13 protein-coding genes are annotated in these 12,432 nt (G+C 69.1%); 5 read left to right on the forward strand and 8 right to left on the reverse strand.

The window, feature by feature from the left end; all coding sequences use genetic code 11:
• Window positions 1-31 precede the first annotated feature (31 nt).
• The gene (locus ACJEIK_RS11395) at window positions 32-697 is read left to right on the forward strand and encodes a hypothetical protein (protein ID WP_135356625.1); all 666 of its coding nucleotides are present in this window, start codon (window positions 32-34) and stop codon (window positions 695-697) included.
• On the opposite strand, the gene ACJEIK_RS11400 is transcribed toward ACJEIK_RS11395, so the two are convergent.
• From ACJEIK_RS11400 to ACJEIK_RS11420, 5 genes are all read right to left on the reverse strand, one after another.
• Window positions 688-2,262, reverse strand: coding sequence for a polyamine aminopropyltransferase (locus tag ACJEIK_RS11400; protein ID WP_409431488.1), 1,575 nt, complete (start codon window positions 2,260-2,262; stop codon window positions 688-690). The genes ACJEIK_RS11395 and ACJEIK_RS11400 overlap by 10 nt on opposite strands.
• Window positions 2,262-2,720 (reverse strand): DUF350 domain-containing protein, encoded by a 459-nt coding sequence (locus ACJEIK_RS11405; protein WP_064857667.1) that lies wholly within the window; start codon window positions 2,718-2,720, stop codon window positions 2,262-2,264. Before ACJEIK_RS11405 ends, ACJEIK_RS11400 begins: the two co-directional genes overlap by 1 nt.
• Window positions 2,721-2,745: 25 nt before the next feature.
• Window positions 2,746-3,162: a DUF4247 domain-containing protein gene (locus ACJEIK_RS11410; protein WP_135356623.1), complete on the reverse strand. Its 417-nt coding sequence runs from the start codon at window positions 3,160-3,162 to the stop codon at window positions 2,746-2,748.
• A 9-nt stretch (window positions 3,163-3,171) separates the two neighbouring features.
• On the reverse strand, window positions 3,172-3,783 hold the full coding sequence (locus tag ACJEIK_RS11415; protein ID WP_064857669.1) for a DUF4178 domain-containing protein: 612 nt from the start codon (window positions 3,781-3,783) through the stop codon (window positions 3,172-3,174).
• A gap of 92 nt (window positions 3,784-3,875) precedes the next feature.
• Window positions 3,876-4,541, reverse strand: a complete 666-nt coding sequence (locus ACJEIK_RS11420) for a hypothetical protein (RefSeq protein ID WP_064857670.1) — start codon at window positions 4,539-4,541, stop codon at window positions 3,876-3,878.
• 113 nt (window positions 4,542-4,654) lie between these two features.
• On the opposite strand from ACJEIK_RS11420, the gene gatC reads away from it, so the two are divergent.
• From gatC to ACJEIK_RS11435, 3 genes are read left to right on the forward strand one after another with little or no spacing between them, the layout of a single operon-like run.
• Window positions 4,655-4,954: an Asp-tRNA(Asn)/Glu-tRNA(Gln) amidotransferase subunit GatC gene (gene gatC / locus ACJEIK_RS11425; RefSeq protein ID WP_409431489.1), complete on the forward strand. Its 300-nt coding sequence runs from the start codon at window positions 4,655-4,657 to the stop codon at window positions 4,952-4,954.
• Between the two features lie 5 nt (window positions 4,955-4,959).
• The gene (gatA, locus tag ACJEIK_RS11430; protein ID WP_064857682.1) at window positions 4,960-6,444 is read left to right on the forward strand and encodes an Asp-tRNA(Asn)/Glu-tRNA(Gln) amidotransferase subunit GatA; all 1,485 of its coding nucleotides are present in this window, start codon (window positions 4,960-4,962) and stop codon (window positions 6,442-6,444) included.
• A gap of 58 nt (window positions 6,445-6,502) precedes the next feature.
• Complete coding sequence (locus ACJEIK_RS11435) at window positions 6,503-7,534, forward strand: ATP-dependent 6-phosphofructokinase (protein ID WP_029105781.1); 1,032 nt, start codon at window positions 6,503-6,505, stop codon at window positions 7,532-7,534.
• Here the strand turns inward: ACJEIK_RS11435 and ACJEIK_RS11440 are convergent.
• Complete coding sequence (locus ACJEIK_RS11440) at window positions 7,531-8,532, reverse strand: glycerophosphodiester phosphodiesterase family protein (RefSeq protein WP_409431490.1); 1,002 nt, start codon at window positions 8,530-8,532, stop codon at window positions 7,531-7,533. The two genes, ACJEIK_RS11435 and ACJEIK_RS11440, sit on opposite strands and share 4 nt — an antisense overlap.
• Window positions 8,533-8,590: 58 nt before the next feature.
• Between ACJEIK_RS11440 and gatB the strand changes: the two genes are divergently transcribed.
• Window positions 8,591-10,087 (forward strand): Asp-tRNA(Asn)/Glu-tRNA(Gln) amidotransferase subunit GatB, encoded by a 1,497-nt coding sequence (gatB, locus tag ACJEIK_RS11445; protein ID WP_061001093.1) that lies wholly within the window; start codon window positions 8,591-8,593, stop codon window positions 10,085-10,087.
• On the opposite strand, the gene ACJEIK_RS11450 is transcribed toward gatB, so the two are convergent.
• Both ACJEIK_RS11450 and ACJEIK_RS11455 read right to left on the reverse strand, forming a co-directional pair.
• Window positions 10,084-11,193 (reverse strand): hypothetical protein, encoded by a 1,110-nt coding sequence (locus ACJEIK_RS11450; RefSeq protein WP_409431491.1) that lies wholly within the window; start codon window positions 11,191-11,193, stop codon window positions 10,084-10,086. The two genes, gatB and ACJEIK_RS11450, sit on opposite strands and share 4 nt — an antisense overlap.
• 27 nt (window positions 11,194-11,220) lie before the next feature.
• On the reverse strand, window positions 11,221-12,396 hold the full coding sequence (locus ACJEIK_RS11455; protein ID WP_204158292.1) for a PQQ-dependent sugar dehydrogenase: 1,176 nt from the start codon (window positions 12,394-12,396) through the stop codon (window positions 11,221-11,223).
• Window positions 12,397-12,432: the final 36 nt, after the last annotated feature.

Here is a 12,432-nt window from a genome sequence, read left to right on the forward strand (position 1 = left end):
CAGAATCCCGGAAATCACCACGCGATTCTGGGTGAGCAAGACATTGATCACCGCGGCATCGGTGTTCTGGCCGGATTACCTGTACGACCACCTGGGCCGGTGGATCGCGACGACGCTCCTCGTCGCCGCGTTGGCAACAGCGCTGGTGGTTCAGCTGCGCGGTGACCGATTGCGGCCGTGGGCGTTCTGGTCCGCCATGCTGGCCGCCAGTGCCGTCGGGACCGAGATTGCGAACGGGCTGCACGTCGCGCTGGGCTTGGGGTACGCGGCGATCGCCGTCGTGTGCCTCATCGGTGGGGCGGGGCTGGTCGCGGCCGGCCATGCCACGATGGGAATCGCCTCGCTGATCGCTGTCGACAGCCGCCGCTCCGAAGGCTGGTTCTGGGCAATTGCGTTGGTGGCCTTCGGCATCGGCACTGCACTGACCCACCTGACGCCGCGCCCCATCTTGGCGTACCCGGTGCTGCAGCTCCTGCTGTGGGCCGTCGCCGTCGCCGCGGTCGTGTTGGCGTGCCGTCGGCTCGGCGGGGCGACGACGGCGGGTTTCTGGGGCGTGTTCGTGCTGACGCGGCCACTGGGTGCCGCGGTGGCGTTCCTGCTGACCAACGCGAGTGCGGCCAGCGGACTGGGCTTGGCACGTCATGCGGTCAGTGCGGTGCTGACCGCCGTTCTCGTCGGCTCGGTGCGTTACCGGTAACCGCGCCGCATGTCATCGACGATCAACGGGTGCTCCAGCGTCGACGGCGGCAGGTGCTGCGGCGCCGTGTCGGGCGCGAACACCGTGGCAGCGTCGAGCACCCGCTGAGTCAGGAACCGCAGTGGCGGAGCGTCTTTGGGCACCATCGGCGCCGGCCGCAGGGGACCACGACGGGCCAGCGTGAAACCCCAGTCGCCGAACGTCGGCACCTCGACGTGGTACGGCGTCACCGCCAGCCCCGCCGACGCGATGGTGGAGACCGTGCGCCAGAACGCGACCGGCGTCGAATAGGGGCTGCCGGACTGCACCACCAGCAGGCCCTGGGGCGCCAGCACCCGGGCGATGAGGCTGTAGAACTCGGTGGAGTACAGCCGGCCGAGCACCGGGTTGTCGGGGTCGGGCAGGTCGACGATGACCGCGTCGAATCCACCCGGCGGTACGACGTCCGGATGCGGCACCCGCAGCCACATCATGGCGTCATCGAGGATCAGCCGGATTCGGGGATCATCGAGCGCGCCGGCGTTGGCGTCACGCAGCTTGGTTCGTGCCACCGCCACCACCGCCGGATCGAGCTCGACCTGCACGATTCGGTCGATGCCCTTCTGGTGCAACAGTTCCCGCGCCGCCAGGCCGTCACCGCCGCCGATCACCAGCACCGACCGCGCGCCCGCACCCAGCGCCGGGTACACCAGAGATTCGGTGTAGCGGTACTCGTCGCGCGTCGAGAACTGCAGTCCGCCATCGAGATACAGCCGGGTGTCGTCGCCGCGGCGGGTCACCACGATCTCCTGATAGGACGAATGCTGGTAGGCCACGATCGGGTCGGCGTACAACCGCTGCCGGGACGTCGTCTCGATACCGTCGGCGGACGCCATCAGTGTCGCCAGTACCGCGAACGCCAGCACCAGGGCGCTCAGCGCGGCGACGAATTCCCGCCGGGTCAGGATGCGGCGCAGCAGAAACACCGAAACCACCGCTGCGGCAGCCAAATTGATCATTCCGGTGGCCGCCGCGCCGCGGATCATGCCCAGATACGGCAACACCAGGAACGGCCACGCCAGGCCGCCCAGCAGCGCGCCCAGATAGTCGGCGGCATTGAGGTTGGCCAGCACCCGGCCGGCGTCGGTGGCCCCGGCCACGCGGCCACGCTGCAGCAGCGTCATCAGCAGTGGCACTTCCGCGCCGACCAGCCCGCCGATGAGCGCCGTCGCGACGCCGAGCACCCAATCGGAGTCGCCAAGGAACGCGAACGTCACGTAGAGCACCGTTGCGGACAGGCCACCCACCACACCCAGCGCCGTCTCCACCGCGATGAAACTGATGGCCGCACGCGCCAGCAGCGCTTTGGCCAACAGCCCACCCACGCCGAGGGCCGCCACGTAGCCCGCGACGATCAGCGACGTCGACACGACGCCGCCGCCGTTGAGGCTTGTCGAGAGTGTCAGCAGTGCAAGCTCATAGACGATGCCGCACGCTGCGCATGCCGCGACGGCCGCCAGAAGCAGCGCGCGCCAACGGGTTCCGACGACGGGGGCAGCCGGGGCCCCGGGTGCCTCGGTGACCATCAGGTGAGGGCGGCGGCGTTGATACCGCCGACGGCCAACAGCACCACCGCGACGGACAGCGCCGCGGGGTGGAACTCTTCGGCGTTGATGTCATTGCGGAAGTGGCCGGGCGCCAACAACTCCACCGCCACGAGGGCCAGGCCCTGCAGCGCGACGCCGATCAGCCCGTAGATCAGCGTGTCGATCAGCCCCTGCCCGAGGCGGTCGGAGCTGGCGTGAATCGCGGTGATGATGATGGCGGCCAGCGAGACGTCCATCGCCGCGGTGACCGCCACCGCGTTGGGCCGCCGCTCGACGAAGACCTGTCGGCGCAGATTGCCCGGGGTCAGCACGTCGACCATGACGAAGCCGGCGGCCAGCACCAGCACCCCCACCAGGAAGTACAGCACCGAGCCGACCACGTTCTGGATGATCGCGTCGGTGTGGACGGTGCCGAAGTCGATGGCGGCCAGATTCATCGGAGTCTCCTCGGAATTGATGTGGTCACTTGACGCCGCCCGGTCCGCCCGAGCTGCCGCCGGAACTGTGCGACGGCGAACCCGGGCTGAAACCCGGGCCAAGGAAGAAGTAGCTGCCGTGGTTGTAACCCGAGTTGAGGCTCTCCAGCCGGACGGTGCACGCCTGCCCAGAGCCCGCACCCACGATGGCGATGGAGTCGCTGTACCGCAGGTAGTAGTTGCCGCGATCGGTGGCGCGCGCCTCAGGTCGATGGGCCTCGGCGAGGTCGTCGGCCACGTCGCTCGGCGACCCGTCGCACCGGTAGGTGTTGTAGCCGACGTTCTGATAGTTGTCTTTGACGAATGACTCGATGGTGCGGGCGGTGCTGATGCCGATCGCCAGGCAGATCACCGACGCGACCGCGAGCACCCCGGCGAGAATCAGCATCTTGCCCCGGGTCATGGCACCGACCTACGAGCCGGCGGGGGGAGCGGGATACACCGTGAGCTCACCGGGCGACATGACCTTGCCGGTCGACACCTCCCACGGCGAGTTCGGCGACCACTGCTCGAAACTCAGCAGGGCGGCGCGGCCGGGGCCGGCGTAGTCGACGTAGTTCATCTGGCCGTGCTCGGGCAGGCCCGTCGTGCCCTCGGAGGTGTACTGGGCGTCACCGGTCTCGACCTCGTCGTACTGCACCCCGTCGATGGTGAGCGGACCGATGGGCTGCAGCGCCAGGTCGGGTCGCTTGGTCCAGAACGCCAGCTCGAGCCGTCCCTCGTCCTCTTCGACGCTGAACCAGATCGGTTCGCCCTGACCGCCTTCCAGCAGGTGTTCCCACCAGATGAACGGCCCTTCGCGATAGGTCACCGAGCCGCGCACCACGTAGTCGACGCCGCCGTAGCTGACGATCGCGCCGGGGCCGAGCTGCTTGGGTCCGAAGACCGGCATCTCACCGGACTTCAGCGGGTCCTGGCGGGCGCCGGTGGTTGCGGGCTTCTTGGCCCGGGTGAAGGCGAGCACCACGACGACGATCGCGGCGATCATGAGCAGGACGCCGACGACGATCAGGAAAGTGCTCACGTGTGCCCTCCAGTGAGATGTGGGCTCACGCTAGCAGTCTCGGCGCTTCCGCAACCGCATTCGCGCAGGTGAAGTGGCTGTGAACGAGACGGTCAGCGCACGATGGTCGCGACGATGCCGGCGAGGTATCCGAGCCGCGCGACCTCCGACGGGCGGAAGGCCGGCCCGCCGGGGCGGCCCAGCATGATCGCGGTGTGGGGGTCGCCCAACGGTGCGGCGGCCAGGGTGGTGTCGATGTCCCGCCAGAACTGCGGTACCCAATCGCCGGTGGCGTCCAGGGCGGCGGCGTGCTCCAGCGGCAGCCACGGCGCGGAGTCGGCGAGCGTCTCGGGCGCACCCGGGCTGCCGGTGATGCGGTGGGGCAGCACACCGTCCTTGCCGCCGGCCACGACGACGCACCACCCGACCCGCAGCACGCGCGGTGCCTCGTCGGCAAGTGTCTGGAGCCGCGCGGCCTTGCCCTTGGCGGCCGCCACATGGTCGATCAATTCCAGTTCGCGATGGGCTTCGAGCAGCCCGGTGTGGGGCCGAATGCTGTCCACGTACACGCCCTTGAGGGCCTCCGCGGCGGTGATCAGGGCATCGGGCATGGACCCGAGCGGCAGCTCGACCACCAGGTCGTCGACGGCGTAACCCGGACCGCGCTCGACGACGTCGAGCGACAGGATGTCGGCGCCCACCGAGCCGAGAGCCACCGCGAGGGAGCCGAGGCTACCGGGGCGGTCTTCGAGCTGAACCCGCAGCAGATAGGAGGACACGCGACAACTGTGGCACAGCGGCGTGGCCATGGCAGGACGGGCAGGTGCGGCGCGTGTCACGAATACATTCCCCGTGGCTGCGCCCGCGCTGCCTCCCACTAGGGTGTTTAGACGTGTCGAAGATTTCCCGGGACGATGTCGCCCATCTGGCGAATCTGGCCCGGCTCGCCCTGACCGAGGGTGAGCTGGACAGTTTCGCAGGCCAGCTCGATGCCATCCTGGCGCACGTCGGCAAGATTCAGGCCGTCGACGTCACCGGTATCGAGGCGACCGGCAATCCGCTCAAAGAGGTCAACATCACCCGGCCCGACGTCGAGGCGCCCAGCCTGGCGCAGGATCAGGCGCTGGCGGAGGCCCCGCGGGCCGAGGAGGGCCGGTTCGCCGTGCCGCGAATTCTGGGTGAATCGGAGTAGTGGGTATGAGCGACGTAATTCGACTTGACGCGGCCACGCTGGGCGAGAAGATCGCCGCCGGCGACGTGTCGGCCACCGAGGTCACCCAGGCGCACCTGGACCAGATCGCCGCCACCGACGAGACCTACCACGCCTTCCTGCACGTGGGCGCCCAGGAGGCGCTGGCCGCTGCCGCCGCCGTCGACAAGCAGGTGGCAGCCGGTGAGCCGCTGGCATCGCCGCTCGCCGGAGTTCCGTTGGCGCTCAAGGACGTTTTCACCACCACTGACGCGCCGACGACGGCCGGCTCGAAGATCCTGGAGGGCTGGCGGTCGCCGTACGACGCGACGGTGACCGCACGGCTGCGCGCGGCCGGCATCCCGATCCTCGGCAAGACCAACATGGACGAGTTCGCCATGGGGTCGTCCACCGAGAACTCGGCCTACGGCCCGACCCGCAACCCCTGGGACGTCAACCGGGTTCCGGGTGGTTCCGGTGGCGGTAGCGCCGCCGCGCTCGCGGCGTTCCAGGCCCCGCTGGCGATCGGCACCGACACCGGTGGCTCGATCCGTCAGCCCGCCGCGCTGACCGCGACGGTCGGCGTCAAGCCCACCTACGGCACCGTCTCGCGGTACGGCCTGATCGCCTGCGCGTCGTCGCTGGACCAGGGCGGGCCATGCGCCCGAACGGTGCTCGACACCGCGCTGTTGCACCAGGTGATCGCCGGCCACGACCCGCGCGATTCCACCTCGGTCGACGCTGCTGTGCCCGACGTCGTGGGTGCGGCCCGCGCCGGCGCCACCGGTGACCTGAAGGGCGTCCGGATCGGTGTGGTCAAGCAGCTGCACACCGGCGAGGGCTACCAGCCCGGCGTGCTGTCGTCGTTCAACACCGCGGTGGACCAGCTGACCGAGCTCGGCGCCGAGATCACCGAGGTCGACTGCCCGCACTTCGACTACTCGCTGGCGGCCTACTACCTGATCCTGCCGTCCGAGGTGTCCTCGAACCTCGCGCGCTTCGACGCGATGCGCTACGGCCTGCGGGTCGGCGACGACGGCACCCACAGCGCCGAAGAGGTCATGGCGCTGACCCGCGCCGCCGGCTTCGGTCCGGAAGTCAAGCGCCGCATCATGATCGGCACCTACGCCCTGTCGTCGGGCTACTACGACGCCTACTACAACCAGGCGCAGCGCGTGCGCACCCTGATCGCCCGCGACCTGGACCAGGCGTACGAGAAGGTCGACGTGCTCGTCACCCCGACGACCCCGACCACCGCTTTCGGGCTGGGCGAGAAGGTCGACGATCCGCTGGCGATGTACCTGTTCGACCTGTGCACGCTGCCGCTGAACCTGGCCGGCCACTGTGGCATGTCGGTGCCGTCGGGCCTGTCGCCGGACGACAACCTGCCGGTCGGGCTGCAGATCATGGCGCCGGCCCTGGCCGACGACCGGCTGTACCGCGTCGGCGCGGCCTACGAAGCCGCGCGCGGCGCACTGCCGACCGCCGTCTAGCGGCAGTCGGCCGCTCGTTCGACAAGAACGAGAACCCGCGAGCGGGCAGTATGGGGTCATGCGGATAGGTGTGCTGACCGGTGGCGGTGACTGTCCTGGCCTGAATGCGGTGATCCGGGCGGTGGTCCGCACCTGCGATGCCCGGTACGGCTCGACGGTCGTCGGGTTCCGGGACGGCTGGCGTGGCCTGCTCGAGAATCGCCGCGAGCAGCTCAAGAACGACGACCGCAACGACCGGCTACTGGCCAAGGGCGGCACCATGCTGGGCACCGCGCGCGTCAACCCCGACAAGCTGCGGGCCGGGCTGGACCAGATCAAGCAGACACTCGAGGACAACGGCATCGACGTGCTGATCCCGATCGGCGGCGAGGGCACGCTGACCGCGGCGCACTGGCTGGCCGAAGAGAACGTCCCCGTCGTGGGCGTGCCCAAGACCATCGACAACGACATCGATTGCACCGACGTCACTTTCGGCCACGACACGGCGCTGATGATCGCCACCGAGGCCATCGACCGGCTGCACAGTACGGCCGAATCGCACCAGCGGGTGATGCTCGTCGAGGTGATGGGACGGCACGCGGGCTGGATCGCGCTCGGCGCCGGCATGGCGGCCGGCGCCCACATGACCCTGATCCCGGAACAGCCGTTCGACGTCGAAGAGGTGTGCCGGCTGGTGAAACAGCGCTTCGTGCGCGGTGATTCGCATTTCATCTGCGTCGTCGCCGAAGGCGCGCGACCGGCCGAGGGGTCAATGCAGTTGCGCGACGGCGGAATTGACGAATTCGGGCATGTGCGATTCACCGGCGTCGCGCAGCAGCTGGCCATCGAGATCGAGAAGCGGATCCGCAAGGAAGTGCGCACCACCGTGCTCGGTCACGTGCAGCGCGGCGGCACGCCGACGCCCCATGACCGAGTGTTGGCCACCCGGTTCGGGATCAATGCCGCCGACGCCGCACACGCGGGGGAGTACGGGATGATGGTGTCGTTGCAGGGCCAGGAGATCGGCCGGGTGCCGTTGGCCGACGCGGTGCGGCAATTGAAGCTCGTGCCGCAGAGCCGTTACGACGACGCCGCGGAGTTCTTCGGCTAGCGGTAGGCCTTCGGCAGCGGCAGGCCGAGTTCGGCCTCGACCGCGCGCAGCCGGCTCGGGTAGTCGGTGATGATGCCGTCGGCGCCGGCCGCGATCTGCGCCCGCATGGTGTCGGCGTCATTGATCGTCCACGGAATCACCTTGAGCCCACGCGCATGTGCCCGGTCGATGAACGCCCGGTCGGTGACCAGCGCGAACCCCGGATCCTTCGGGGTGAGCCCGTAGGGCACCGAGTAGCCGGGAGACAGGATGTTCGCGCCGACCGACGCCGCTCCCGCGACCGGGTCGGTGACCACCGCCGGGTTCACGTCGGCCGTCCAGGCCGAGTTCGGCACCCACGTCGTCTCGTCCCACAGTGCCACCAGTGGGATACCGGGCTCCTGCTGCCGGACCAGTGGCAGGGTGCGCCAGTCGAAACTCTGGATCTCGACTTTGTCGACCTTGCCTGCGGCCCGCACGGCGCCGAGGATGACAGCGACGAATTGTTGTGGTGTGGCAGAGGTTTCGGGCTTGTCGGCTTCGATCTTGGTCTCGATGTTGTACCGGACGGCGGCGTGATGCGCGTCGGCGAGCGCGAAGACCTGGTCCAGGGTGGCGATCTTGTTGTCGCTCACGACCTCGGCGTCCGGGAAGCCGCTGAGTCGCTTGCCGCAATCCAGGGTGTGCAGCTGCGCACGGGTGAGGTCGTGCACGAGCTTGCCGACATAGGGGTATTGCGGGTCACCGGGGAAGGCAGGGCCGGTGTCGGCGCACTTGTCGGGCTGGATGGCCGGGTCGTGCCACACCATGGGCGCGCCGTCCTTGGCGAGGACGATGTCGAGTTCCAGTGTGGTGACGCCGAGTTCGATGGCCTTGGTGAACGCGCGCAGCGATTCCTCGGTGGTCTCGCCGCGTCCGCCGCGGTGCGCCTGCAGGTCGAAAGCGTCGGAATCGGCCGAGGCGACGGGCAGCGCCGTCAGCGCGAAGGTGGTCAGCAGGGCGCCGATGCGTGCGAGCATCCGCGGAGACTAACCGGGCCGGGGAAATGGCCGGTGAACGGCAACTAGGATCAGGCGCATGGCTGACGCAGACCTTCTCGACTACGACGACGTCCTCGCGACGTACGAGCCCGTCATGGGCATGGAAGTCCATGTCGAGCTGTCCACCGAGACCAAGATGTTCTGTGGTTGTGCGAACCGGTTCGGTGCCGAGCCGAACACGCTGGTGTGCCCGGTGTGCCTCGGCCTGCCCGGCGCGCTGCCGGTGGTCAACGAAGCGGCCGTGGAGTCCGCGATCCGGATCGGGCTGGCGCTGAACTGCGACATCGCGCCGTGGGGCCGGTTCGCCCGGAAGAACTACTTCTACCCGGACCAGCCGAAGAACTACCAGATCAGCCAGTACGACGAGCCCATCGCCGTCAACGGCTACCTGGACGTCCCGCTGGAGGACGGCAGCACCTGGCGCGTCGAGATCGAGCGCGCCCACATGGAGGAGGACACCGGCAAGCTGACCCACCTGGGTAGCGACACCGGGCGCATCTCGGGCGCCACCACCTCGCTGGCCGACTTCAACCGCGCCGGGGTGCCGCTCGTCGAGATCGTGACCAAGCCCATCGAGGGCGCGGGCGAACGCGCCCCGGAGATCGCCCGCGCCTACGTCACTGCGCTGCGGGACCTGTTGCGCGGCTTGGACGTTTCCGATGTCCGCATGGACCAGGGCTCGATGCGCTGCGACTCGAACGTCTCGCTCAAGCTCAAGGGCGCCGCGGAGTTCGGCACCCGCACCGAGACCAAGAACGTCAACTCGCTCAAGAGCGTCGAGGTGGCGGTCCGCTACGAGATGCGCCGGCAGGCCGCCGTGCTGCAGTCCGGCGGCACCATCACGCAGGAGACCCGGCACTTCCACGAGGACGGCCACACCACGTCCGGGCGCAGCAAGGAAACCGCCGAGGATTACCGCTACTTCCCGGAGCCGGACCTTGAGCCCATCGCGCCGTCGGACGAGCTGGTGGAGCGGCTGCGCGGCACCATCCCCGAGCTTCCGTGGTTGGTGCGCAAGCGGATTCAGGACGACTGGGGCATCTCTGACGAGGTCATGCGCGACCTCGTCAACGCCGGTGCGGTCGAGCTGGTGGCCGCGACCGTCGAGCACGGCGCGTCCAGTGAGGCGGCGCGCGCCTGGTGGGGCAACTTCCTGACCCAGAAGGCCAACGAGAGCGAAGTGACACTCGACGAGCTGGCCATCACGCCGGCCCAGGTCGCCGCGGTGGTCAAGCTGGTCGACGACGGCAAGCTGTCCAACAAGCTGGCCCGTCAGGTCGTCGAGGGCGTGCTGGCCGGCGAGGGTGAGCCCGAGCAGGTCATGAACGACCGCGGACTGGTTGTGGTGCGCGATGATTCGCTCATCCAGGCGGCCATCGACGAGGCGCTGGCGGCGCAGCCGGACATCGCCGACAAGATCCGTGGTGGCAAGGTCCAGGCCGCGGGTGCGATCGTCGGCGCGGTGATGAAGGCGACCAAGGGTCAGGCCGACGCGGCACGTGTGCGCGAACTGGTGATCGCGGCCTGCAGCTAGCGCAACACTTCCTGCGGCGCGGGTGCGGTCGTCGGCTTGAGTGACGACACGCCCGCGACGCAGTAGCCCGCGATCACGAAACACACCGCGGCGCAGGGCAGATTGCCGGTCGGGGTGCCCGCGCCGGTGACGCCGTCGATGGCGCCGGCGAAGTCGGGCAGCGCGGCCAGCCAGAGCACCGTGAAGGTGAGCAGGTACAGCACTCCGAACACCCGCACGTACGAACTCGGGTGCTGCGTGCCGACCCGGCGGGTGATCCGCCAGTCCTGAATGAGGACCGGCACCGCCACGAAGGTGAATATCGCCAACTCCACGCCGAGGACCACGTATTGCGTCGCGCTGTGGTGGGCGGAGAGCAGCGTGGGCAGGCTGAGCAGCCCCATGAGGACCGGTGCCAGCACGCTGATGACCGGTATGCGCCAGGCCAGCGACAACGCACTCGGGGGTGTGCCCGCGGCCACGCGGCGCCCGACCAGGACATGCACCAGGAAGGCGACCGCCGCGGGCCCGACCACCGCCAGGCTGATCCAGCTGCTCACCGGCACGCAGCCGAGCGTCGGGTGATTCAGGGGGTTCGCGGTGTTCCAGACCCACCAGCGCAGCTGCGGGCCGAGATGGTCGAACACGCCGTAGACGCAGCCGTGCACGAAGCCGACGCAGATGGCGCCGACGGCCGCGCCGCGCCGTTCGAAAACGCCGGTGGCGCGGACGATGTCATAAGCCAGGGTGATGGTCGCCGGGTACAGCGCCACGATGTACAGCGGTAGCCGTCCGTCGACGAAATCGACGCTGAACACGTTGTGCACCAGCATCACCCCGAGCCGGGTGCCGGCGAAGATGTCCGGTGGATGCCGGGGGAGTTCGGTCGCCAGCGCGTAGACCAGCGACGCGAGCCAGATGGCGATCCCGGTCGGGTCGCGCCGAACCCGCCGCAGCGCGTAGGCCAGGGCGAGTGCCGCGCCGACCAGCATCAGCAACTCGACGACCGGCATGGTCCAGTGGGCCAGGGTCAGGGGGTTGCGCAGTTTGACCCAGGACTCGTCGTCGCAGGAAAACCCCAGGTAGCCGGCCAGTCGAGCGAAGTCGGCCGGGCATGCGCGCATCATCGAGCGACCCTCACGTCGGGCGCCAAATTACGTCTTGTCGTCCGTGCTACGCGGGAATCCGCCCTGCGGGAACAGCGGGAACACGACGTCGTCGAACTTCTCGACGTCGCCGGCCGTCTTGTTCACCGTGGCGCCCCAGACATTGCCGTCGGGGGAGAGCTTCAGCGCGAAGACGTGGCCGTGGGTGTCGGTGCGGAGGGCCTCGGGGTCACCCGTGACCGCGCCGGTCTCCTTCGACAGCCGGACGGCCACCGTCTTCTTGGTGTTGACGAGGTTGACCATGACGGTGTCGTCGGTCGCCACACAGCCCGCGACACCGGGCCGGTCGGGCCAGCTCCACACCGTCGACACCTTGGAGTCCTTGGTGATCCGCTGCAGCCGGTCGCCGGTCGGCGTTCGGTCGGTGACGTACAACGAGCCGCTGGCACCGTCGATGCACAGCCCGCCGCCGGAGCCCATGCCCGACAGCGCGGTGGTCGGGGGCGCCTGGCCCACCGTCGTCGGCTGCTCGATGCGCAGCAGTTTGCCCGCCAGCGAAGCCGGATCGGCTGCGGCCGCGGGGTTTCCGGCGTCCCCGGTGAGCACCACGAGGGTCGTCGGGCTGCTGAAGATCAGCGCTCCGGTGTTGCCTGTGGGGCCCTTGGGAATCCCGGTCAGGATCGGCTTGGGCACGTCGCCGTCGGCGATGCGGACCACCCGGTTGTCGGTCGGCGTGGTGATGTAGGCGTACATCAGCCGGTCCTGTTGGTAGCTCGGCGACAGCACGATGTCCATGAGCCCGCCGTCACCGGAGGCATCGACCGGGATCACGGTCTTGACCTTGGGTTCCGCCGTCGTCGAGATGTTCTTGACGGCGCCGGTGACGCGTTCGGCGACGATCGCCGACTTGCTGTCGCCACCCATGATCAGGCCGCTGGTGCTCTCCAGGCAGCCCTGCAGCACGGCCGGCGCCGGGCACGCCTTGGGGAACGGGTTCGGCGGCAGCGGCGGCGGAGGCGGTGGCGGCGAGCTGGGCGCCCCGCCGAGGTCGGGCTCGATGGTGAACGGCTCGGACGCCGCCGAATCGAAACGGGCGCAGCTGGGCAGCGCCAGCAAAGCGATGGCGCACAACGCCAGGACCCGTCGAGCGGGTGCAGAGCCGGAACGCTCAGGCCGGTGTCGGGGCCTCGTCAGCGCAGTCTGCGTCGACCGCCGCAATGTCATGCCCGCCAGGTTACGGACTGTTCGAGGATGCTCGCC

The sequence above is a fragment of the Mycobacterium sp. SMC-16 genome, from assembly GCF_046250085.1.
GTDB lineage: Bacteria > Actinomycetota > Actinomycetes > Mycobacteriales > Mycobacteriaceae > Mycobacterium > Mycobacterium phocaicum.